Annotated in this window: 22 protein-coding genes and 2 pseudogenes; 10 read left to right on the top strand and 14 right to left on the bottom strand. The window is 55.3% G+C overall.

From position 1 onward, the window contains the following. Nucleotides 1-45: 45 nt before the first annotated feature. The 5 genes and pseudogenes from ACSQ3H_RS13750 (at nucleotide 46) to ACSQ3H_RS13730 (ending at nucleotide 3,883) form a co-directional block, all read left to right on the top strand. Entirely contained in the window at nucleotides 46-195 is a 150-nt protein-coding gene (locus tag ACSQ3H_RS13750; protein WP_436117565.1) for a hypothetical protein, read from the top strand. Next, nucleotides 192-365 (top strand): hypothetical protein, encoded by a 174-nt coding sequence (locus ACSQ3H_RS13745; protein WP_436117564.1) that lies wholly within the window; start codon nucleotides 192-194, stop codon nucleotides 363-365. The genes ACSQ3H_RS13750 and ACSQ3H_RS13745 overlap by 4 nt, the downstream gene beginning before the upstream one ends. A gap of 236 nt (nucleotides 366-601) precedes the next feature. After that, nucleotides 602-892: a DUF982 domain-containing protein gene (locus tag ACSQ3H_RS13740; protein WP_436117563.1), complete on the top strand. Its 291-nt coding sequence runs from the start codon at nucleotides 602-604 to the stop codon at nucleotides 890-892. A gap of 425 nt (nucleotides 893-1,317) precedes the next feature. Further along, on the top strand, nucleotides 1,318-2,835 hold the full coding sequence (locus tag ACSQ3H_RS13735; RefSeq protein WP_436119446.1) for an MFS transporter: 1,518 nt from the start codon (nucleotides 1,318-1,320) through the stop codon (nucleotides 2,833-2,835). Nucleotides 2,836-2,841: 6 nt separating this feature from the next. After that, nucleotides 2,842-3,883 (top strand): annotated as a pseudogene (locus tag ACSQ3H_RS13730) (HlyD family secretion protein). Nucleotides 3,884-4,407: 524 nt separating this feature from the next. Here ACSQ3H_RS13730 and ACSQ3H_RS13725 read toward each other — a convergent pair. The 3 genes from ACSQ3H_RS13725 to ACSQ3H_RS13715 form a co-directional block, all read right to left on the bottom strand. Further along, nucleotides 4,408-4,779: a response regulator transcription factor gene (locus ACSQ3H_RS13725; RefSeq protein WP_436117562.1), complete on the bottom strand. Its 372-nt coding sequence runs from the start codon at nucleotides 4,777-4,779 to the stop codon at nucleotides 4,408-4,410. Between the two features lie 107 nt (nucleotides 4,780-4,886). Continuing rightward, a complete protein-coding gene (locus tag ACSQ3H_RS13720) occupies nucleotides 4,887-5,519 on the bottom strand; it encodes a response regulator transcription factor (protein WP_436117561.1) in 633 nt (210 codons plus the stop codon). After that, nucleotides 5,519-7,033: a sensor histidine kinase gene (locus tag ACSQ3H_RS13715; protein WP_436117560.1), complete on the bottom strand. Its 1,515-nt coding sequence runs from the start codon at nucleotides 7,031-7,033 to the stop codon at nucleotides 5,519-5,521. The genes ACSQ3H_RS13720 and ACSQ3H_RS13715 overlap by 1 nt, the downstream gene beginning before the upstream one ends. A gap of 330 nt (nucleotides 7,034-7,363) precedes the next feature. Here ACSQ3H_RS13715 and ACSQ3H_RS13710 point away from each other — a divergent pair, with 330 nt between their 5' ends. Continuing rightward, a complete protein-coding gene (locus ACSQ3H_RS13710; protein WP_436117559.1) occupies nucleotides 7,364-8,350 on the top strand; it encodes a chromate resistance protein ChrB domain-containing protein in 987 nt (328 codons plus the stop codon). Nucleotides 8,351-8,793: 443 nt separating this feature from the next. On the opposite strand, the gene ACSQ3H_RS13705 is transcribed toward ACSQ3H_RS13710, so the two are convergent. Next, nucleotides 8,794-9,171: a helix-turn-helix domain-containing protein gene (locus ACSQ3H_RS13705; RefSeq protein WP_436117558.1), complete on the bottom strand. Its 378-nt coding sequence runs from the start codon at nucleotides 9,169-9,171 to the stop codon at nucleotides 8,794-8,796. Between the two features lie 108 nt (nucleotides 9,172-9,279). Beyond that, on the bottom strand, nucleotides 9,280-9,537 hold the full coding sequence (locus ACSQ3H_RS13700) for a hypothetical protein (protein WP_436117557.1): 258 nt from the start codon (nucleotides 9,535-9,537) through the stop codon (nucleotides 9,280-9,282). Between the two features lie 387 nt (nucleotides 9,538-9,924). On the opposite strand from ACSQ3H_RS13700, the gene ACSQ3H_RS13695 reads away from it, so the two are divergent. Next, on the top strand, nucleotides 9,925-10,131 hold the full coding sequence (locus ACSQ3H_RS13695; protein WP_436117556.1) for a DUF6494 family protein: 207 nt from the start codon (nucleotides 9,925-9,927) through the stop codon (nucleotides 10,129-10,131). Nucleotides 10,132-10,495: 364 nt separating this feature from the next. Further along, nucleotides 10,496-10,630 carry a hypothetical protein gene (locus tag ACSQ3H_RS13690; protein WP_436117555.1) on the top strand — a complete coding sequence of 45 codons (135 nt, stop codon included), beginning with the start codon at nucleotides 10,496-10,498 and terminating at the stop codon, nucleotides 10,628-10,630. Nucleotides 10,631-10,663: 33 nt separating this feature from the next. Here ACSQ3H_RS13690 and ACSQ3H_RS13685 read toward each other — a convergent pair whose 3' ends face one another. Beyond that, nucleotides 10,664-10,921, bottom strand: a complete 258-nt coding sequence (locus tag ACSQ3H_RS13685) for a DUF982 domain-containing protein (protein ID WP_436117554.1) — start codon at nucleotides 10,919-10,921, stop codon at nucleotides 10,664-10,666. Nucleotides 10,922-10,980: 59 nt separating this feature from the next. After that, nucleotides 10,981-11,427 (bottom strand): hypothetical protein, encoded by a 447-nt coding sequence (locus tag ACSQ3H_RS13680; RefSeq protein WP_436117553.1) that lies wholly within the window; start codon nucleotides 11,425-11,427, stop codon nucleotides 10,981-10,983. Between the two features lie 668 nt (nucleotides 11,428-12,095). On the opposite strand from ACSQ3H_RS13680, the gene ACSQ3H_RS13675 reads away from it, so the two are divergent. After that, complete coding sequence (locus tag ACSQ3H_RS13675; RefSeq protein ID WP_436117552.1) at nucleotides 12,096-12,578, top strand: hypothetical protein; 483 nt, start codon at nucleotides 12,096-12,098, stop codon at nucleotides 12,576-12,578. A gap of 228 nt (nucleotides 12,579-12,806) precedes the next feature. Here the strand turns inward: ACSQ3H_RS13675 and ACSQ3H_RS13670 are convergent, their stop codons facing one another. The 6 genes and pseudogenes from ACSQ3H_RS13670 to ACSQ3H_RS13645 all read right to left on the bottom strand — a co-directional run bounded on the left by ACSQ3H_RS13670 (nucleotide 12,807) and on the right by ACSQ3H_RS13645 (nucleotide 19,175). Next, on the bottom strand, nucleotides 12,807-13,436 hold the full coding sequence (locus ACSQ3H_RS13670; RefSeq protein WP_436117551.1) for a response regulator: 630 nt from the start codon (nucleotides 13,434-13,436) through the stop codon (nucleotides 12,807-12,809). Further along, nucleotides 13,433-16,519 carry a sensor histidine kinase gene (locus tag ACSQ3H_RS13665; RefSeq protein ID WP_436117550.1) on the bottom strand — a complete coding sequence of 1,029 codons (3,087 nt, stop codon included), beginning with the start codon at nucleotides 16,517-16,519 and terminating at the stop codon, nucleotides 13,433-13,435. Before ACSQ3H_RS13665 ends, ACSQ3H_RS13670 begins: the two co-directional genes overlap by 4 nt. A gap of 203 nt (nucleotides 16,520-16,722) precedes the next feature. After that, entirely contained in the window at nucleotides 16,723-17,082 is a 360-nt protein-coding gene (locus ACSQ3H_RS13660; RefSeq protein WP_436117549.1) for a hypothetical protein, read from the bottom strand. A gap of 133 nt (nucleotides 17,083-17,215) precedes the next feature. Next, nucleotides 17,216-17,564 (bottom strand): annotated as a pseudogene (locus ACSQ3H_RS13655) (response regulator); the annotation flags it as partial. A gap of 129 nt (nucleotides 17,565-17,693) precedes the next feature. Continuing rightward, on the bottom strand, nucleotides 17,694-18,464 hold the full coding sequence (locus ACSQ3H_RS13650) for a winged helix-turn-helix domain-containing protein (protein ID WP_436117548.1): 771 nt from the start codon (nucleotides 18,462-18,464) through the stop codon (nucleotides 17,694-17,696). Nucleotides 18,465-19,043: 579 nt separating this feature from the next. Further along, a complete protein-coding gene (locus ACSQ3H_RS13645) occupies nucleotides 19,044-19,175 on the bottom strand; it encodes a hypothetical protein (RefSeq protein WP_436117547.1) in 132 nt (43 codons plus the stop codon). A 136-nt stretch (nucleotides 19,176-19,311) separates the two neighbouring features. Here ACSQ3H_RS13645 and ACSQ3H_RS13640 point away from each other — a divergent pair, with 136 nt between their 5' ends. Beyond that, a complete protein-coding gene (locus ACSQ3H_RS13640) occupies nucleotides 19,312-19,740 on the top strand; it encodes a DUF302 domain-containing protein (RefSeq protein WP_436119445.1) in 429 nt (142 codons plus the stop codon). Between the two features lie 431 nt (nucleotides 19,741-20,171). Here the strand turns inward: ACSQ3H_RS13640 and ACSQ3H_RS13635 are convergent, their stop codons facing one another. Beyond that, the gene (locus tag ACSQ3H_RS13635; RefSeq protein WP_436117546.1) at nucleotides 20,172-21,080 is read right to left on the bottom strand and encodes a LysR family transcriptional regulator; all 909 of its coding nucleotides are present in this window, start codon (nucleotides 21,078-21,080) and stop codon (nucleotides 20,172-20,174) included. Nucleotides 21,081-21,097 lie beyond the last annotated feature (17 nt).

Raw genomic sequence — 21,097 nt, 5'->3', positions numbered from 1 at the left:
CTACGATGGTCCCAACTTGATCTAGCCGCCGCCTTGGAATGCGATGTGTTTCTGGTCAACGCCTGGAGTAACGACATTGAGCCCGTGCCTGAAGACATTGCGGCATGGCTCGACAAGCTGGCGAAAGCCCATGCCAAGGCAGGGCTTCCCCAGAATTACAAGGGCGTCCACCTGAAGATGAAGGTCGGCAAATGAGCGAAACGCCAAAACCCGCCTATCCCGATCATATGGAGAAAGCCCCGGCCGGGCTTTTTGAACACTATTGTATGCACGAAGGCTGCAAGGCATGGGGATCGTTCGGGTTTGACAAGCGCTATGGGCTGGAATGGTATTGCGGCGAACATAAAAGTGACGCTGGCGACTAACGCGGGGGCGACATGGCGAGGAATGGGAAAAATCTTCGGAACTACTTGAGAATGAAGCACAGAAGGCGGTTGGGAAGGCCCTTTAGACGGATCAGCCGCGCGTTGCGAAAGATACTGCAACCGCGAAGGCGTCATCATTTCCCTAGTAAATAGTGGTTATATCACCCGCAGGAACCGAATTCCCAAGAGACCGTTTCGCGCAGATGGAAGAAAAGCCGTTCAAAGAAGTGCGTATCATGACTAGCCATCCTGGCAGGATGCGTGTCGTTACATCAGCCCTTCAGGCTGCCGAGCAAATTCTAACGGATTGGCCGATTAAGGAAGGCGAAGTGCTAACTGCTGCGAAGCACGCTCTCCTGTCGTGCCTTGAAGGAAACCTCTCATCTGGAGCAGCACGTTTCGCGTTCATCGAAGCTGCCAAGGAAGCCGGCAACTACGTCGATGAGCCCGAACGCGGACCGCCAACAGGCAAGTCCTTTCGGTGGCAAAAGAACAAGCCACGGCGGCGGCGCGAAGTCGGTCCCTGACATGTTATGCATGGTGAAACGTTAATTAGAAGTCTGGTGAATCGTTAATTACGATGGTGGTGAAACGTAAGATAGCAGCAGAATTAGGTAGCAAAAACCACCGGACATGACGTAGCGTTTGTCGACCGAGTAACGGCAGAGTTAAAGCGGGAAAGGCGCGAGATCCTCGAGAAGCTTGTCGAAATGCGCGAAACCCAAGCGAATTTGGAAGCCCAGGTCATTGCGATCCATGAACCGAGCTGTGAGTCTGGAGGAGCTTTAGAGAGGGTTACTTTATGATCCCCGAGGCGGAGTTTGTCGGATACACCCCAAACAACATAAATCTGGCGAAGGTGCAGACCGTCTCCGATGCATCGCCAGTCGCCGACCCACCTATCAATGCGCTCCGATCTGCCGCCTATATCGCTGCATCAACTCTTTTGTCGATGACACAAGGACTCGGCATGAATTTGGTCGCGACCAATATCCCGCAAATTCAAGGCTATCTTGGTGCCACAAATGTCGAAGCGACTTGGCTGATCGCTGCGTATATGGCTCCCAATGTCAGCCTTTCGGTTGCGCTGATCAAGATCCGGAACCAATACGGTCTCCGGAATTTCGCCGAACTGAGCATCGCCATATTTGTATTGGTTTCGCTGCTGCATCTTCTTGTCATTGATCTGCAATCCGCGATCATCATTCGCTTTGTCAGCGGCATTGCGGCTGCTCCGCTGTCGAGCCTCGCCTTTCTCTATATGCTGGAGGCATTTCCACCATCTCGAAAACGGACGATCGGGGTTTGCCTGGTGCTCACCAATATCTCGCTTGCCGCTCCGATGGCGCGCCTGCTGTCGCCGACCTTACTCGATATCGGCCAGTGGCAAGGTCTCTACATGTTCGAAGTGTCGTTAGCGCTCGTCTCGTTCGGAGTGATCTACGTCCTTCCGCTGACGCCAATTCCGCGTGCCAAGGTGATCGAAAAGATGGACGTTGTGAGCTACGGGCTGATCGCCATTGGTTTTGGGTGTACGGCCGTCGTTCTGGTCACAGGCCGCCTCAACTGGTGGAGGGAAGCAGCCTGGCTTGGAGTTCTGCTCGCGATCGCCATTGTGACGATAACGATGGCCGTGGTGATTGAACTCAATCGCGAAAGACCCCTCCTCGATATACGATGGATCGCCAGCAAGGAGATCCTGCATCTTGCCGGAACGATCCTTTTCTTTCGGCTGGCCGTCTCCGAGCAGTCGACCATCGCCACAAGCTTTTTCCAGAATCTCGGCCTGATGAACGACCAACTGTGGAAGCTCTATGTCATCATGATGGTATCAATGATTGCTGCAGGATTGTCGTGCGCCGCGGTCATGACGCCGGAACGCGTTCCTGCAATTCACGCCGTCGCGCTGATTTTTCTGATCATGGGATCCTATATAGACAGCCAAGCGACCTATCTTACCCGTCCTCCGGAAATGTATCTCAGCCAAGCGCTGATAGCAGCGGCAACCGCCCTATTCTTGCCTCCGGCCATGTCGATCGGATTGACTGCGGCGCTGAAGCGCGGACCCAACTACATACTGAGCTTCATCATCGTCTTCCTGTCGACGCAGAGCCTGGGCGGGCTCCTCGGCCAGGCTGTTTTCGGCTCGTTCATTACGATCCGCGAGAAGTTTCACTCAAACATATTGGCTGAAAGGATCGTTCCCTTCGACCCCATGGTGACCGAGCGCGCATCGGAACTGGCCGGCGCGTATGGTGGGATGATTGCCGACAAGGCCTTGCTCAAAGCCGAAGGAATCGCGTTGTTGTCCCAACAGATCACGCGCCAAGCTAATATCCTGGCCTATAACGACGCGTTCCTGCTGATTGCCGCAATATCTTTTGGTGCCCTTGTCATGCTTTTAGCACACACGTCTACCCGCGCACTTCTCGCTCGCCGACATTCCCCAGCAACCGTTCCAATAAGTTGAGGATGCATGTCCAGCTATCGCCGCCATTTCGCAACTTTGATCGCAATCGCCGTCGGCGTCTCAGGCCTGGTGCTTGTCCTGTATGCCTGGCGATTGCCGCCATTCAGGAGCGATGTCGAGATAACGGAAAATGCCTATGTCAGGGGTTACGTCACAGTGATCAGCCCGCAGCTTAGCGGTTATATCATTGAGGTGGCGGTACAGGATTATGCGGAAGTTGTGGAGGGCCAGCTTCTGGCCCGGATCGACGATCGGATTTTTGCCCAGAAACTCGATCAAGCCAAAAGCGACACTGGCAAGTGAACAGGCTGCGCTGGACAATTCGGCCCAGCAACAACGCGCCGCCGAAGCGCGCATCGCCTCAAGCCAGGCGCAGCTTGACAGCGCTACCGCCGTCTCACATCAGGCCCAGGCCGATTGGGCGAGAATAGACCCCTTGGCGCGCCGGGGCGTCATGAGCAAGAGCGATGCCGATCAGAGCGAAAGCGCCAAGCAACAGGCACAGTCCCTGGAATTGCAAGCCAAGGCCGCCCTCGAAGTGTCGCGGCAGGATCTCGAAACCATCAAGGTGAGCCGCGGCTCCTTGGAGGCCGCCGTCGCCGGAGCTCAGGCGGCTGTGAAGCTGGCAGAGATTGATCTGGCCAACACGCGGATCCTTGCTCCTCGAAACGGACGGCTCGGCGAGGTTGGCGTGAAGCTTGGACAATATGTTGCCGCTGGAACGCAATTGATGGCGATCGTTCCACCGGACGTATGGGTAATTGCCAACTTCAAGGAAACCCAACTGACGAACATTACGCTCGGTCAACGCGTTAGTTTCACCGTCGACGCTCTAGACCGCAGGCGAATGACGGGACATGTCGAGGCCTTTGCCCCGGCGGCAGGGTCCGAATTCAGCATAATCAGGCCAGACAACGCGACTGGCAATTTCACCAAGGTCGCACAGCGCATTTCAGTCCGCATTGCAATCGACCCCGACCAGGAACTCGCTAAGCAGCTGGTGCCAGGAATGTCAGTGGTGGTCAGAACCGAACCTAAGGAAAACTAGAAGCAATTCAGTCCTCGCATTTAGCATTCCGTCTCAATTTTCCGTCAACAGTGGCGTCAGACAAAAGAGGATTTTCATGTAGAATCAATAGCCTATAACCATATTGGTGGTCGTTGCTACCTAATCTCCGACTTTTGAGAGCGTCAAACTCGTCGCGCTCTATTGTTGAGCGGGGATATTGGTCAGATAAGCATCAGTGGTTACGGGAACCGTGTGGCACGTGCTCCATAATGCCGTAATCATACGTGACCAGTTGCGAAAACAGATGCCAGGTACTGACGCGTTTTTTTAGACAAACCATACCAATGTATAATTACCCATCGGGCTGATTGTTTGTACCCCTACTTCAGCGCCTGTCGGACATCGATAGGCTTGGTAGTTCCCGCGGCTACCACGCTTCAGTTTCCCCTCGGCTGAAGCCCGGACATCCTCCCGTGTCCGCAAAAGACCGCCTTGGGTCGTCCTCTGGGCGGTCTTTTGTCACGGAGCGGAACACAAAATGAAGCAGTTGCTAACAATCACTATCACTCGGCGGCCAGGCAATGTTCGATGCGATCGAGCACTTCTTCACAGTCAAAAGGTTTTTTGAAATAGGCCGTAGCCCCAGCTGCCATAACCTGCCTGTGTATGCGCTCATCCTCAAATGCCGTAATGAATATGACGGGCGTGGTGTCGCCAATCCTGCGCAGCATATCGAACAGCTCTACCCCGCCCATCCCATCCATCTGCACATCCGTGATCAGGCAGTCAATTTCGACGGAGTCTCTTTGAGCCAGGAAAGCCTCGGCGTTTGCAAAACCATGGACCTCGAGCCCATGGGAGCCGATCAGATTCTCAAGGGCAGCCAGCAGGGATGCGTCGTCCTCGACGACAGCTATGGATTTCAGATTGGACAAGGAAAGCCTTTTGCGTACTCAACGCGCTTTAATGACGTTCCAGAAAAATGCGCCCGAGCCCGACGAAATTCAATCATACTCAAGTTTAAATGGTTTATATCCAGCGTTTACGTTTTCAGGTGAGGCAGGATCGCCTCGTATCTCTTGACAAGCTCGGCAAGCGTCCGCACTCCCATCTTTTCCATCACATGGCCGCGATGGATTTTTACTGTTATTTCACTGACGCCCAGTTCGCCGGCAATCTGTTTGTTCATGAGCCCGGTCGTCACCAAGGCCAATACCTGGCGTTCACGCATCGTCAGTTCCTCATACCGCGTCATAAGCTCGGATATTTCATCATCGGAAGCTCGGCGGCTCCGGTCCAGCGCCAACGCATTAGAGACTGCATCGAGCATGTCCTGGTCGCGGAATGGCTTGATAAGGAAATCGGTCGCCCCCGCCTTCATCGCCCGCACCGACATCGGAACATCGCCGTGGCCCGTCATGAAGACGATCGGAATGTTGTTGCCAATCTTCGCCAACTGGTTCTGAAAGTCGAGGCCACTGACACCGGGAAGTCGGATATCGAGGACAAGGCAACTCTCCGACGCGCCGCCCTTTGCAAGACGAAGTATAAGCTCCGACGTTGAACCGAACAACTCGACATGCATTCCGACCGATTCAAACAGATTGCGCAACGCCTCCCTCAAGTGCACGTCGTCGTCGACCACAAAGACAAGTGGGGATGTTGGCTTTACCATCAACAGGCCTCGGTTTCCCTGGGAATGGTGAATTCGAATGTTGTTCCCGCGCCCTGCAGGGAATTCGCGGTAATGCTCCCTCCATGGGCAGTCACGATGGAGCGGCAAATCGACAAGCCCATTCCCATGCCGTCCGGCTTGGTCGTGTAGAAGGGGCTGAACAGCTTTTCCCGGGTTTCAGGTGTAAGCCCCGGCCCGCTATCGTGAATCTTCACGAGGGCCGAGCGTTCATCAGAAATCGACTCTATCAGCAGTTTCCGAATATTTGCCGATGCCTGTGACATCGCCTGAATAGCGTTCAACACGAGGTTCAGGATTACTTGCTGCAGTTGTACCCTGTCACCACAGACCTGCGGAAGATCGGCAGCCAAAGCGAATTGCAGGCTCACCCGATTGATATCAATTTCCCTTTGGACCAGCGCAACCGTCTCTTCCAGAACCTCGTTCAGATTGAAGTGTGATGCGACGGGGGACGATTTCTTCGACAATGCGCGCAAGTTCTTGATAATCTCGCTGGCGCGTTTGGCATCAGCGACCATGCTTTCCATCGAAGATTGAACTTTCGCCAGATCCGGCTCGGCACGTTTCAGCCAACGCAAGCCTGCCGCCCCATTGGTAATCATGGCAGCCAACGGTTGATTGAGTTCATGGGCGATCGACACTGTCAGTTCCCCAAGCGTTGCGACCCGGGAAACATGCGTCAGCTCCATTCGGGCGGAATGAAGCTGGTTTTCGGTTTCTCTCCTCGCGGTTACATCCATGATGCTGACAAGGACCATGTCGAGAGCCGGACGATCTGCGGGAAACGCAACGTTGTAGAGAACAGTGAGTTGTGTGCCCGCCGCATCGTTGATCACCGTTTCAGCTTCATAGCTGGTCTTCCCGGCCCATATCGCTGCGAGGAACTTCCATGACTTGTCCATATCCGCGGTGATAATAGTCGGCAGCATCCTCTCCAGCGCATGGATGTCTCCGACATTGAACATCTTCAGAGCTGTCTCGTTCGCGTTGATCAGCCGTACGGTTTTCGGAATTTTGTGTACAAATCCGGGATCAAGTTCCTGCGCTTGATCGATGTCCCGTGCGCCGCCGCTCTTCAGCTTTTCAATGGCGTCTTTAAGACCTCTGAAATCCATCTGGAGTATGCCCACACCCGTCGCCAGAAAAATGGTGCGGTAACGCAGTTCACTTTCGGCCAGGACATTCATTGAGGTTTTCAAGCGGAAACCGAGGAGTGTTGTGATGGCAATAGCAGCAAGGCTGACCAGGCAACGTCCAACGTAGTCCTCGAATTCAGTAAGATTGTCCCCGTGCGATATCAAAAAGCTCAGCAGGGTAAGTCCCATGCAGGCCGCGCCGATCAGTACTATGCCAATCTGGCCCGCAAAATTAAGGGCCAACAGCACCACGGAGACGTAGAGCACGGCAATGGCAATGTCCAATGTCGTGAAAGTGTCCAACAGGAAAACCGCTGAGGCGATGAGTGCTGCAGCGAGAGGTGAAAATCTAGACATGCGATTCCTTGTAAATTACACAGCTTGGATGTTTCGCAGCCGCTGGAAGGGCATTGCACTTGCAGTCCCGAATGCCAGCGGTCACAAACCAAAGTTTGACCCTGACAAACCAACGCGTTATCGCCCGCACATCTATATGATGGATCATCCAGAGTTGTGTCGTTACCACCATAACGCGAGTTGCGAAAGATTGGCAGCCATGAAGGTCAGTTCAATACTTGATCATCCTATTCTGCATGACCGTTGCAGCCTTGGTGACGGACCTACTTACGTCCTAATAAGATGTGATACAAGTGTTTCATTTTACGGTTTCGGTGGTACGGTGCGCCTATGAGAGAAGGGGACATTGAGACGGAGCAGCGCTGGTTGCTCCTGATACATCAGCTGCCGACCAAGCCGGCGTACTTCCGGGTGAAAATCTGGCGGCGACTGCAAGGTATCGGTGCGGTCGCGGTCAAGAGTACCGTCTATGCGCTCCCCGCCAACGCGGAGACTCAGGAAGATTTCGAATGGCTCCTGAGGGAGATCGTCGACGGCGGCGGCGAGGCGCTGGTGTGCGAGGCGCGTCTTGTCGATGGCCTTTCTGATACGCAGGTGCGTGCCCTGTTCGATTCGGCGCGCGACGCTGACTACGCGGAGATCGCCAAGGAAGCGCGCGACATGATTGCAAGGCTGGATACCGATGCGACCACCGAAAGGCTTGCGGAAGTCCGCACACAACTCGGCCGAATCCGCAAACGGCTCGCCGAACTCGTGAGCATCGACTTTTTCGACGCCACGGGTCGCCTTTCGGTGGAGGGATCACTTTCCGAGCTCGAAGCTCGGGTCATGGAGGATAACGGGATGGCCAAGAACCCATCAAAGGCTGCCGATCCGATCACGGAACTCAAGGGCAAGACCTGGGTGACGCGCCGGGGCGTGCACGTGGATCGTATTGCCTGCAGCTGGCTGATCCGCCGTTTCATCGATCCCGACGCCAACATCCGCTTCGTGGCGGGCAAGGGATACGCACCGAACCCAGGGGAACTGCGCTTTGACATGTTCGAAGGCGAGATCACCCATGAGGGCGACCGCTGCAGCTTCGAGGTGATACTGTCCCGCGCTGGAATAACGGATCCAGCGCTGCAGGCCATCGCCGAGATTGTCCACGATATCGATCTCAAGGACGGCAAGTTCGGCCGCGAGGAAGCGAAGGGCATCGCCAGTCTGATCGCCGGGATCGCGATGACGAACGAGGGTGACCCGCAACGGATAGAGCAGGGAACTCCCGTCTTCGACAATCTCTATCAGTATTTTCGCAAGAAAAACGGACGATAAGGATCAAGAATGGACAATCTCCAGGGTACCGCCACGTCTTCGGCAATGTGGGCCAGTCAATTGGCGGCGGTATGGGAGGCATGCCTTCGGGGCAGTTAATTTTACTGGCAGCGTCCCCCGCAACTCCAACCGCACTAATCTCCCCCGGTCGACTGTAGGACCACGCAGTCAGTCGTTCACGTCAGGGGCGCAGATGGACGAAAATTCAGTGGGCCAATCAACCGCAACGCCAAGCAATACCAATATCAGAGTGCGCTAGCCAGATTGCACGCCAGAAAGAGAGCGCTCTCTTTCTGGCTCCGCTGGAACTACGTAGGAAATCCAACAAGCCTTACCCTTTTTCGTTTCTGAGAGGCGATGTCAGCAGCTGGTCTGGCCCAACGTCATCGTATGTCGCGCCGGGGTGCTCGTCCGACCGGACGGCCATCTAGCCCACTTTCGCTCTACGAGAGATCGAGATTCTGCAACTGTCTCAACAGTTCCTGAACGCGGTTCTGCGCGCGAACCGCATCAACAGTTGCCGTATGCAGTTCACGACGAATCGCATTTACGTCCGACGCCGAAACGAAGGGCGTGGGCCCAGATCCCTGTCCGGCCACGAGCCACGGCAAACTTATTCCTAGTATCCCTATCATAAGCGGCATGTGATAGGATTCCGGCGCTGCCCTGTCACACTCCCAATCCATCCAGATTTGTGGTGTAACGCCAAGTTGGTCTGCGGCTTCCTCGATGGTCTGCATTGCCGATTCGCGCGCAAGCGAAATTCGCCCGCCAAACGTATCGTCCTGCGCATGGTACTGATAAAAATCGTCGACCAACATACTTATGTTCCTTTCATTCCATTTTAGAAAATACGAATGCCCCGCACTGGCACGCGCCGCATTGTCGGCCATTCCTAGCCTTTTGAAGTCGCTCCTTCGGTCCTGGGATCAATGCTGCGGCGGCTTATCGTCATCACCGGAAATGCGCTGAAGATTGAGGACGGTACCCTCTGGAATGCAAACCACGGCGGCCGGAGCAAATTCGCTCTCGAACAAGGCAAAATGCACGGCAGAGGCACGGTCGGCAAATAACCCGCCCACCAGTCCTCTTTCATCGCAGACAACCCAGTTTCCATCAGCATCACGTCCAAGGATCAAACATTTGTCCGATCCGGGGACGGATCGTATGAGGCCTTGAACACCCATTTCGGACACTCCTTTAACACTCATGACGATTTGTGCTTGGCATCAGCGGCAACGAACGAGGGGCAACCAGCCAGCTCTTACCGAGGATTGCCACCACTCCGGCCAGGATAATAAGGCGCAGGCGCACGGAACCTGGCTCGGGGCCTAAGCACGACAAACAGTCTACGATTGGGCAATCGCACGATTTCAAAATAGACAGGGAGGAATATTTTATCGATGGGCCGTAAATCGGAAATATATCAAAATAATATAAAAACCACTGAGTAGTTTTGAGAATGCTTCCCTGTTTGTAATCGATTTCCAACGGGCCGCAGACACACCGTAGCGGCATATCCCCGGGTCACGGCTTAGAATCCTGCCGTGACGGTTTTTACAAGGAGATTTGCCATGAACGAAGAGGCGCTCAACACCTCTCTGCGCCAGTTCCTGAAAGTGGTCGGCATCAGCTCCCAGCGCGAGATGGAAAATGCCATCCGCAAGGCGATTGAAGATGGCCGGCTGAAGGGCAGCGAGACGCTGTCAGCCAATGTGGTGCTCACCCTCGATAGGGTCGGGCTTACCCACACCATCGACGGGAAGATCGAGCTTCAATAAAGGAGCGCTCAATCGCAACCCGGCGGCCTCCTTCCGGTGCCGTCTGTTCATCGCTAGCGGTGGGGTTCCGGGCGGTCTGGGAACCTGAGCCACTTAAGCAGAGGCCGTCCGTAAAGATGGCCAACCATCAGTTCATGCGCACGGGGTCGCTTGCGATCATAGTTTCGCGTCTGTTGGCGGCCATCTTCTGGCTCTAGAGGTTGAAACTGGATCACTTGAGGTCACCATCACCACGCACTCGCGAAGACTTGAGCGCAAACTAGAGGCCAGCAGCAGAGCGAATGTACTTATAATCCAAAAGCCGTCCCATCTGACCATGGCGATCAGTCTTGAACGCGTTGGCCGGAACGGTGGAGCCCGAAAAATGGGTGAAGAAGCTCTAGCAATTCAACCGACGATCACCCAAGCGGGCTGGCGGGATCTGAGTTACTATTCCGACACCTCAATCACCGACGGCGAAATTGCCGATCTCGCCAGGATCGGGTTGTTAGAGGAGTGATGACCACCCGCTTCGAATAGTTTTGACCTCGAACTATTTGCCACTCTTCACATAATCGACGAAAATATGAGCTTCCTTGGCAGCTTCGATAAAGGCAGAGCGAGCATCGGCGGCCGATGCTTTTCCGTCCAAGGCGTCAAAGCAACACTGACGTGCTGCCTTTAATTTTCGGCCCTCATGGATCGGCCACTTCATCAACAGATATTCTGCCGCCTCGGAAATAGAACAAATGTTCTTGGGCTTGCCTAAGCGGCGCGATTCAATTGTCACTGGTGGAAATGGGTAGCTCATATTGCCAAAATGCGCCCGTTGTTCATTTCAATTCAATTCCCAGAATTCGGTAACAACCGTCACCAAAGCCTGCGTTGACACAAAAAACTGACCTCGTCCCTCGATACATGGCGGCCGTCAAAGGAAAATGGGAGTCTGTTCGCCACAACAGCAGTATGATGCAACTCAACCAGGACGGCCATTAATTCGTCGTCGATTGTTACCAGCGTGGGAGAGTAGCGGTTCACTTTAACATCGGCGCGCACACTGCCATCTGTGACCCAGATTTCAGCATGGAACTTTGCCGATTTCTCGGTAAAAATCCTCAGGTCCGAGTCCAGTTCAAGTCTTGGTGCGACTTTTAATTCGATCAACTCGCCGGATTCGAGCTTGCCCCTGAAACATCTGACGCGGCGACCGACAATCCTTTGTCGCTCAGGGTCAGGATTGAAACGAATTTCTGAACTCGCGATCAGGTGCAATTTCTGATGGACCAGAAAGTTCGCGTCTTGCACTTCGATATTCATTGAACGACCTTAGATTTGAGTGTTCGTCGATAATCTGACTGGCACAGCAAACTCAAAGCGACTCACGATGTCTTGGAATTGTTCGGATATCTTGGACCCGTCAGTCCGTTGTCGCAACTCGACAGCCATCGAGCGATATCCAAATTTCATCGACCTACCCTCCTCTATTGCGGTCGCGCCGCGCCCCAATCCTGCGGAGGCAGGAGCGCTGCTCCGTGAAAACAACGCAAAGGAAATAGGACACTGCAACGGTCGCACCTGCGGAAAAGAAGATTTCTATCGTCATCGGTTGAACCTCTGCTTCAAAGGGTTGTCGCTGTTATAGAAAGCCCTGTTCATGGCCTGGCGAAGATCAGTCTCGCGGAATGACCCCAATGCTATTTCGACGGCCCTGTAGATATCGGCTTCAAAACTTTTATCCTCGATTTCCTCAATCCGGCTCGCGTCAGGCAGACCGTTTCTGTCGTTTGAATTATCTCTCATTTGCGTTCCGATCATTTGGCCCGCGCAGCAGGCGGTTGCTATCAGTTATGGAGACGATGCTTACGGCAAAGCCGCCGCTACGCAGGGGTTATAGTGGGCGAAAATGGCGGGGCTTTGAATTATACACTGGTCTCGAAGCATTGAACCTTGGTTGCTACTCCTCGACCGCACCATTTGTATTCGCCTTGACAAGTCAGTGGGCAACGACCGACTTCCTGCCATCGCAGATATTACAAGCAATCGGTCAATCCTTTGCATTGACGGCATTGGTCGTCCTCATCGTAAGATCGATCAACCCGGCCGAGGCACTCACGGTTGGGGCGCTCATTCAGATCAGCCGTTTGTTCGGCGGGGAAATCGGCACGGCGTTCATGCAGACATACTTGCGCATACGCGAACAGCGTCATTCGAACCTTATCGGTTTGCATATCGACGGGATCGCCGGATTGACACTCGACAGGATAGCGGCTTTCCGGAGTGCCTTGGGAATGAACACAAGCGATCCAGCAGCTGCGACCGCACAAGCGACTGCCTTGCTGGCAACCGCTGTCGCGCGCCAAGCAGCCGTGCTGTCCTTTATTGACGGCTTTGCTGTTGCAGCACTGGGTGCACTTGCCTGCATTTTCCTTGTGGCAATGATGCGAAAGGCAAAGCCGGCTCCGTTTTAATCTGCCAGATCGATCTCCACCGCGAGTCAATTCATCACGCTTGCCGCCATCGAGTTCCTGACAATGCGAGTTGATCTCTCAATCGAATATCTTTGTTCTGAAGATGCGCTTTTTGTTCAATCGAGACGCACGCGAATGGTGCATCAATCAGCGTGATGAAGAACTCACTTTGCGGAAGGAGGGCGAAGTCCTGCGCGTTAATGCGCCCAAAGGTTATTGCGACCCTTGCTAGAGTTCGATTATACCCCGCTTTATGGCAAGTGCGACAGCATGGGTACGATCTTTGGCGTTCAGTTTTGCGAGTATGTTTTTGACGTAACCCTTCACCGTCTCCTCGGTGATCGCGAGGGCTACGCCGACCGCCCTGTTGGAATTTCCGCCCGCGATGAGCGAAAGAACCGCCGCTTCCCGGTCGGTCAAAGGACTTTCTCCGACATGATGTGACAGGTTTTCCGCGACCTTTGCATCGATGTGTTTCTGCCCGCGGAAGACAGCGCGTATGGTGTTCAACAGTTCGCGGCGCACGGCGCTTTTCAGAAGATATGCCCTGGCCCCGAGACTGATCGCCCGGCTGGCCAGATGGTCTCCCTCATAGGTCGTGAGCACAATGATCCGAGCCGACGGTTTTAAGCGCTTGATTGCAGCTATCGCCTCGAATCCGCCCATGGCCGGCATTTGCAGGTCGAGGAGAACAACGTCCGGCATTAGCGCCTCGTACATTGCGGTCGCTTCCATCCCGTTCGAAGCCTCGCCGACGATCGCCATGTCGGATTGGCTGGACACAAGCGCGGAAATGCCTTCCCTGATCAGCGGATGATCATCGGCCATGAGCACACGAATGGGGTCGCGGACCGTCATTGCTTTGGCACCCCAGACCACGCGCGGGAAGGGCCCGTTTGCAAGCCGACGGACAATTCGACGGTCGTGCCTAACCCGGACGGGCCGTTGATGATCAAGTCTGCACCGATTTTCTCCGCTCTTTCGCGCATACCCCTGATCCCCCAGCATTTTTGCGCACCTAGTGCCGCACCGTTTTTATCTCCCATTCCCACGCCGTCGTCGCAGACGCGCACGCGCAGGTCCGCCTCTGAAAAGGTGAAAACGCATTCTATCGTTGACGCTCCGGAGTGCTTGAAAGCGTTCCGCAAAGCTTCACATACGATACGGATGATCTCGTGACTGGTGGTGGAATCGAAATTCAAAGGCCTCCCGGATGTCGTGACGCTGAATTCGGTGACGGCTGCCGACGCGTCTTTTGCAAGCTCGTCGCCGACGCGTTTCACCTCGTCGATGATGTCAAAATCACCCTGCGTCGAATCTCGCAGCGCCTGGACGGCATTCCGGCCCTCGATGATGGCTTCGTCGCTCTTGTTCAGAACGAGGTCGAGCATTCTGCCCGCCTCCCCCGGACGACCTGGGAGCATGTGACGGGCCGCCTGCATTCGAAAAATCAACCCTTGGAAGCTTTGCAACAAAGTATCGTGCAGCTCCCGCGCCAATCTGTTTCTTTCGTTGATCCGCTCTTCGAGCCGGATCCTGTATTGGGCGGAAACTTTCGCTAGCCGATAGCGATAAAGGGCGGCCAGGCTGGCGCATATGGCAATGAGTGCCGCCAGCCTGAACCACCATGTCGACCACCATGGGGGCAGCACCACGATGTGAAGCTCGGTGCCGGGTGCAACCCATTTCCCCATGCCGGTTGAAGCCTGAATCATCAGGGTAAAGGTTCCCGAAGGGAGAGCGGCATAGCTTATCGTGCGTTCGTTGTCCCCTGCTCTGTGCCACTGTCCATCCAATCCGGAAAGCATGTAACGGAACTTCATGGTGTCGGGACTTTTGTAGCTCAATGCGGAGAAGGACACCGCAAGTTGATTCCGGTTGTAGGGCAGCGTCACGGCGTTCGGCAGTGCGGCCGCGGCATCTACGGACTGAGTATTTCCCTCAAGGTCGGATAGCTTGAGTCCGGTGAGCACCACGGGCGGCACGTAGGCTGTGTCGTGATCGGCAATGGTGTGTTTGCCTGCGGCAGCGCCGGCGAAGCCGCCGAAATAGAAGCGGTCGTGTTGGCCCTTGCTGCAGGCGTTCCACCCGGTGAGGTCGTCTCCCGGCAATCCGTCAGCAGTGCTGAAATTTTCAAAGTGCAGTGCCGGCACATCCATCCGCGAGACGCCTTTGTTGGTGCTCATCCACAGATGTCCGTCGTCGTCTTCGAGCAGGCAACTCACAACGTCGCCTGCCAGTCCCTCCTTGGAAAAGAAGTGGTCAAACGTACCATGCACCACGTCGAAGCGGTTGAGGCCGTTTTGCGTGCCGACCCACAGCACCCCCTTGCCGCCCGTATGAATGGTGTTCACGGTGTTGTTGCTGAGGCTGGCAGGATTGTTGGGGTCGTGCTTGTACACCTTGAAGGTAGCCTCACCCGGGTCGAACTGCACCAGTCCGGCCGTCGTGCCCAGCCAGAGCATTCCTCGCTCGTCCTTGATGACCGAAAAGTAGGTCTCCGCGTTGGCCGCAGGATTCCTTTTGAAGGTGGTGAATTTGCCGGTGCCTGGTGAAAACCTGTTGACGCCGTTCCAGGTGGTGATCCACAGATCACCTGATGTGTCGGCGAGGACGCGGGTGACAACGTCACTGCTGATGCTTTGCGGGTTCTCGGCATCGTGACGATAGGAGCTGAATGCTTTCGTTTTCTGGTCAAAGGCATAAAGCCCGCCACCGAGAGTGCCTATCCAAAGGGTTCCTGACGGGTCATCGGTGATCGACAGAACCTCGATCGATGTCCCCGGCCCCGCCGGAGCGAAAGGCTCCATTGTCCTGGCAACCGTATCGATCCTGTTGAGGGCACCGCCTGCACCGATCCAGATTGCACCGTATCGATCTTCAAAGATGGCATTTACAAGCGATTCGCCGAGCTTGTCCGGATGTCTCGGGTATGGCCACAATTTCTGGAACGGCGGCGCATTCTTGGGGAAAACGTTCGGTGGGCTTGCGTGAAGGCCTGTCCAGATGTTGCCTTCGGCGTCCTCGTACAAGGCGATCACCCTGTTTTCCGCAAGGCTCTGCACATCGTTGGGATCGTTCGTGTACCGGATGAAACGGAATTTTTCCCGGTCGAACCGCAACAAACCCGCGCCCATAGTCGCCAGCCAGATATCGCCGTTGCTCGCTTCCAGCAAATCATAGACGCCCGTCAGGCTATCGTCGGCAACGCCCTCGAACGAATATCTGACAAGCTTGTTTGTTTTCCGGTCATAGATACCCAGTCCGTTGCCCGATCCATAGATAATCCAGAAGGTGCCCTGCGCATCCTCGTGGAATTTGAATTCCCTGACCTCCTCACGAAGGGGTATTCTCACCGAGACTTTGCCGCTGGCTCTGTCGAACGCTTCCAACCCGGCGTTGCTCGCCACCCAGAACACGCCCCTACTGTCGGTTCCGGTCGACTTGATGTCGTCACTGGAGAGGCTGGCCGCATCCTTTGCATCGTGTCCGAACCTGACACTTTTCCCTGTAGCGGGATCAAGACGAAACAGCCCCTGGCTGGTCGAGAGCCACAGGTTGCCTTCGGAGTCCTCACTGATGTGGATGACCGTCGGGTTCGCGGGATCGAGCGAATAGTGCCTGAAAGTTCCTGTCGTCTTGTCGAACGCGTCGAGGAATTGATCACTGCCTACCCAGATGGTTCCGTTGCGGTCCTTGAAGAGGGAATATATAAAGATGCCGCTCAGGCTCTCGGGGTTGCCCAGTTCATGTTTGAATACCTGAAACCGCTGACCGTCGTAGCGATTGACGCCGTGTTGCGTGCCGAACCAAAGATAACCATCATCGTCTTGAACAATCTGCGAGACGCGGGTTTGGGAAAGTCCGTGCGATAGTGATATTCTCCGGAAGCGGATGTCGTCGCGTTCCTCGATTTTCATCTTGATGATGTCTGGAGCCACTTCTGCCACCGACACATTTTGGTTCGCACCTGCAGCACACGACACCAGAATTGCCGCAATCGCAGTTGCTGTATGAAGGAAATTCCGCACCAGTGTCGATAAAACGGCAATCGAACAAAAAGCCGGACGTTTGTTCGGCGGTGTTGTGGGAGGCGGAGCAAAACTTCGGTCGTGGCCGTCCCGAACGGAGAAGCTCCCGTCACTCACGTCTGGCCGGATCTCAATCCATCCACCATTTCGCACAGATTTTGAATCTGGGCCAGCAGGCGTGCGGAAGTGCGTTGCGCGGCTTCCAGATTGGGCTGGCTAGATTTGAGCCACTGGACGTTGGCTTGCGCGCCGATGACAATGGCTCTGAGCAGCAGATTTATGCTGTGAACCTCGTTCGCCGAGGCCGCCGCATGTTCAGGCAGCATGCCGCTGTGGCCGCCGACGTTCAGGTTCGAAGGCATCGCCCCATGGGTGGAGCGCACGTCTGAGACCGTATGGCCGGTCCCGAAATTTCTGTCTCGATCTGCATCCATTTCAAACACCCTATGACGGTGAAATACATATGTTTCCACGTATACATTTTCCGTCGGACCGCGAGCTTTCCTCTGCTCACCGCACGCATGTCCGCTGTCCGCATACAACCGCCATTTTAGCTGCTCCGGTCTGGTAGTACACCCTCGAAAGAGGGGTGACCGCGGCTTTCGAATGCGTCAGTGCCAGTCGCATGAAGTCGATCAGACGATTGATTTCCACGGGCTTGGCGAGAAAGGCAAAAGCGCCACCTGCCATCGCCGCCAGCCGCGTCTTGTTGTCGACATAAGACGTCATAAAAATCATAGGAGGTTTCAGCGGGTCGGCATTGAGCTTGAACTGAAGTTCGATGCCCCCCATGCCAGACATCATTGTCGATGTCGGCACGTTTGCGGTAGGCGAGAAACTCTTCGGCGGACGCAAACAACACCGAACCGTATCCGCATGCGTGTATCAGATCATCCAACGCTACGCGGATCGCCTCGTCGTCATCCACTACCGCTATCGTTCTGGTCTTTGGCACCAATTTCCAGCCTCGATCACAGCGCCTGGAGCTGACTTCCCGACCGGGCGACCCGGCCGCAGCACCGAATCTAAACCGATACCCGTTATCGCGCAATGCACCGACGAAGTCTTGGTTCCATTGGCAGTGTCAACAGCTTCGCGCGTGTCGGACGGCTAGGTCCCAATGGTGATGCACCGAACGGTCGCTGACGGCAATGTCGCCATGTGGTCCGTACACGGAGATTTCCTGTATCACGTCCAACAGCGTTACAGGCGACACAGGCTTGGTCAGCAACTCGAAAGTGCCAGCGTTTATCACCATCGCAGTCACAAAAATGTCGCCGAGCCCGCTGACGAGGACTACTGGCAAGCAACCCGAGAGCCGGACGTTCCGAAGGAGGCGCGTCAACGAATAACCTGCAAACGCTTCCTGAAGCGAGTTTACCGAAGCAAAGGACTCGGCTCGTATGCCTGCGGATTCTAGCAGGTCCTCGATAGCTTCCCGTATGAGACTGTCGTCCCCAATCAAAACAATCGTCGGTTTGTCGGCCTCAATGCCAGATTCGGCCGGAGCCGTGGATGTATCGTTTGCTTGCGCCGAAATTTTAAAGTCCGACACCGCCTCGACACTCATCATGTATCCGCGACCGTTGATGGTCTTGATTGCGTCCCCGTCGTCTCCAAGGGCCTTGCGGAGTCCTGAAATCTGACAACGCAGGTTGCAGTCGCCGACAAAGGTTGTCGGCCATACCTGACTGATGATTTCCTCCTTGGTAAGGACTTGACCGCGCTTCCTGACAAGGGCCGTCAACAAGTCGAATGCCCGGCCGCCGATAAAAACTGGCAAATCCTCGCAAAACAATTGCCTTGCTCCGGGGACCAAGCGGAAGCGGCTAAATCTTAAAACGTCGCCTTCCATGCCATTGTCCACTCCACAACTCCTCTGTTCGTTCGTCACAATGGATCAAGTAACCTTTGTGGCGGCCCGATGATAAGCTGCGGGGACATGGATGCAATCGTACCAATGGCCGTCGGTGACATCTTTGGTTGAGCAATCGCTATGCTTTGGTCGAGTTTCCGCTGGCTGTTTTGCGATTGTCATTGCATGCAATGCTTGGGCTACTCGGGGACGTCTGCAGCAAAAATGGGGATATCGAACCGAAACTTGCGCTCCGATGACGATCGCACCGAGCAGCAGATTTATGTTGTGCACCTCATTCGCCGAGGCCGGAGGTGACTCGGTGACCGGCATGCGCTCTTGACCGTCAACAGTCAGGTCCGAGGGCATCGCCCATGGGGCGGAAAGAGTACGGTCGATCTCGATAATGCTATCTCTGTCTACATCCATTTGAAACACCCAATGACGGTGAAAGACAAAATATCGGTCGGAGCGGTACTCAAATGCACACATCGAAGAGGCGTTTCGCCGTCCAACCCGCAACGGCCATTCTAGCTGCTCCGGTCCAGTAGTACACCCTCGAAAGAGGGGTGGCTGAGTCTAGGTTTTTTGCTCCAGTGCCATCCGCACAAGGTCGGTCAGACGGTGGATTTCCATGGGTTTCACAAGAAAGGCAAAAGCGCCGCCCGCCATTGCCGCCGACCGCGTCTTGTCGTCGGCGTAGGAAGTCATCAAGATCATCGGCGGTTTGGCGGCAAGGAAGGTTTTCGTGGCGCTTCACAAGCCTGCCACACCAGCATCGCAATCGGGCTGCTCAACAAGGCTCAATGAAGGTAATACGTCGCCAGTGGTGAATGCCAGTGCCACAATGCCGATTGAACCGAAAAGAGCCGTGAGATTGACGTTCCTTTACCTATTTCGACACAGTCATTCGGGCTGCAGTCTCCCCTCAAGAGCAAAGTTTCACGATTTTTGCGACTATCGATCACCAAGCCACCGCCCAATCGGTTGCTCTGGAGATGCCGCCGACAACGGTCATCATCTACGGCACTCTCTGGCCGACACGCCGATGACGCTCGCCGCCCCGGACTTTGCGCTTGAACTCCCCCTCGAAGTCTTGGTCCGGGAAGGCGAAGACGGCAAGACATACGTTCAATCCCTCGGCGACGCTCGAGGGGCGGCATGGGCTGCCTTCGGGAATGGCGGAACGCTTTGCTCCGGCCGAAAAATTGATCGCAAGCGCCGTCACGGCGGCTTAGAAATAGCGAGGATGACATGTTTCGCAAATGCAGATTAAGTACGGTTGCGATGAGTGTCTTTGTGCTGTCGCAACCGCTGGCGGCGGAACCGCTAAGCTCGATGAACCAGGTTTCCGTCGCTTTGCAGCGATGCTGGAGCAAAACGGCGTTCGCCCAGCATGACGCGTCGGTGACATTGAGATTCGGCTTCAAACGCGACGGCACGTTGCTCGGGCAGCCGCAGCCTTCCGCAATCGTATTTAGCGGCAGTCGAGACCAAAGACGCGCGTTCATCAATGCTGCGATCAAAGGCCGTCAATGAGTGTGTGCCCCTGGATTTTTCGCCGAAGATTGTCGGCGGCGTTCCCGGCCGCGTTTTCTCGATGGAGTTCCGTTCCAACGGATCATGTCTCGACCAATGCAGCTACGAAGAGTCCTTGCTGCCGTGACGGAACGGGCGTAACGCTGAAGCTTGTCTGATTGACAAACTTCATTCAATCCGTAGACCGTTTGCCAAAAGCTCAAGCAGTGCATCGACTTTGGGCGACAATTGCCGACTTCTTGGCCAGACCAGCGACAACGGCAGGCCCTTCGTTGCCAGTTCCGGCATCATCTCGGTCAGTTCACCACGCTCAAGTTCGTCCTTGATGAGCCAGGTTGCCAGTTGGGCAACACCAAATCCCGCTTTGACGGCCTCCACCTGCGCTTCGGCGCTTCCAAGTACGATGCGGCCCTCCATCGTACGATTTACGGCTGATCCGGAACCATCGGCAAGTCTCCATGGTATCGTGCTCCCGTCGCCTCTCCCGTAGAGAATACAATCGTAGTCGGTGAAGTCGTCTGCCGATTGCGGCAAGCCTCGCTTTGCCAGGTAATCAGCTGAGGCACAAAAGATGAGTTTTTCATCACCGAGGTAGCGGCGGCCGAGACCGGAGGGCAATACATTGAGGCCGCCAATGCGCACCGCGACGTCGATCCCTTCGTCGATCACGTCGGTGAAGCGATCCGTGAACGTGATGACGGGTCTCAGATTGGCATTCTGCTCCGCAAACGGCAGCAGCAGAGGCAGGACCTGCAAGCGTCCGAAGGCAACAGGCACATCGATCTTCAACCGTCCGAAGGGTTCCGATCGTTGAGCCGCCAGTACGCCTTCTGCATCTGCCAGTTCAGCCAGAACGCGCACGCAGGTTGCATAAAACGCTTCTCCAGCGTCGGTCAGCGCCAAGGTGCGTGTGGTGCGGTCAAACAGGCGCGTTCCGAGACGTGCCTCCAGCCGCGCGACACCCTTGCCGACGGCGGAATTCGTCAAATTCATCCGCTTGGCTGCAGCGGTGAAGCTTCCGGCGTCGGTGGCGGTCACGAAGGCTTCGATGCCCTTCAGGCGCTCAGACGGGATCATGACAATCTCGATTGTGG

Origin of the sequence: Phyllobacterium sp. LjRoot231, from assembly GCF_964253365.1 — a bacterium.
GTDB lineage: Bacteria > Pseudomonadota > Alphaproteobacteria > Rhizobiales > Rhizobiaceae > Phyllobacterium.
The sequence above is the reverse complement of the archived record's forward strand: the minus strand, read 5'-3'. Positions and strand labels throughout refer to the sequence as shown.

What these genes read in the sequence shown, in the direction of transcription:
- ACSQ3H_RS13745 (WP_436117564.1), top strand. Translation starts at nt 192, where the DNA reads ATGAGCGAAACGCCAAAACCCGCCTATCCCGATCATATGGAGAAAGCC.
- ACSQ3H_RS13740 (WP_436117563.1), top strand. Translation starts at nt 602, where the DNA reads ATGACTAGCCATCCTGGCAGGATGCGTGTCGTTACATCAGCCCTTCAG.
- ACSQ3H_RS13735 (WP_436119446.1), top strand. Translation starts at nt 1,318, where the DNA reads ATGACACAAGGACTCGGCATGAATTTGGTCGCGACCAATATCCCGCAA.
- ACSQ3H_RS13720 (WP_436117561.1), bottom strand. Translation starts at nt 5,519, where the DNA reads ATGGTAAAGCCAACATCCCCACTTGTCTTTGTGGTCGACGACGACGTG.
- ACSQ3H_RS13715 (WP_436117560.1), bottom strand. Translation starts at nt 7,033, where the DNA reads ATGTCTAGATTTTCACCTCTCGCTGCAGCACTCATCGCCTCAGCGGTT.
- ACSQ3H_RS13710 (WP_436117559.1), top strand. Translation starts at nt 7,364, where the DNA reads ATGAGAGAAGGGGACATTGAGACGGAGCAGCGCTGGTTGCTCCTGATA.
- ACSQ3H_RS13705 (WP_436117558.1), bottom strand. Translation starts at nt 9,171, where the DNA reads ATGTTGGTCGACGATTTTTATCAGTACCATGCGCAGGACGATACGTTT.
- ACSQ3H_RS13700 (WP_436117557.1), bottom strand. Translation starts at nt 9,537, where the DNA reads ATGGGTGTTCAAGGCCTCATACGATCCGTCCCCGGATCGGACAAATGT.
- ACSQ3H_RS13695 (WP_436117556.1), top strand. Translation starts at nt 9,925, where the DNA reads ATGAACGAAGAGGCGCTCAACACCTCTCTGCGCCAGTTCCTGAAAGTG.
- ACSQ3H_RS13690 (WP_436117555.1), top strand. Translation starts at nt 10,496, where the DNA reads ATGGGTGAAGAAGCTCTAGCAATTCAACCGACGATCACCCAAGCGGGC.
- ACSQ3H_RS13685 (WP_436117554.1), bottom strand. Translation starts at nt 10,921, where the DNA reads ATGAGCTACCCATTTCCACCAGTGACAATTGAATCGCGCCGCTTAGGC.
- ACSQ3H_RS13680 (WP_436117553.1), bottom strand. Translation starts at nt 11,427, where the DNA reads ATGAATATCGAAGTGCAAGACGCGAACTTTCTGGTCCATCAGAAATTG.
- ACSQ3H_RS13670 (WP_436117551.1), bottom strand. Translation starts at nt 13,436, where the DNA reads ATGACGGTCCGCGACCCCATTCGTGTGCTCATGGCCGATGATCATCCG.
- ACSQ3H_RS13650 (WP_436117548.1), bottom strand. Translation starts at nt 18,464, where the DNA reads ATGGAAGGCGACGTTTTAAGATTTAGCCGCTTCCGCTTGGTCCCCGGA.
- ACSQ3H_RS13645 (WP_436117547.1), bottom strand. Translation starts at nt 19,175, where the DNA reads ATGACTTCCTACGCCGACGACAAGACGCGGTCGGCGGCAATGGCGGGC.
- ACSQ3H_RS13640 (WP_436119445.1), top strand. Translation starts at nt 19,312, where the DNA reads ATGCCGATTGAACCGAAAAGAGCCGTGAGATTGACGTTCCTTTACCTA.
- ACSQ3H_RS13635 (WP_436117546.1), bottom strand. Translation starts at nt 21,080, where the DNA reads ATGATCCCGTCTGAGCGCCTGAAGGGCATCGAAGCCTTCGTGACCGCC.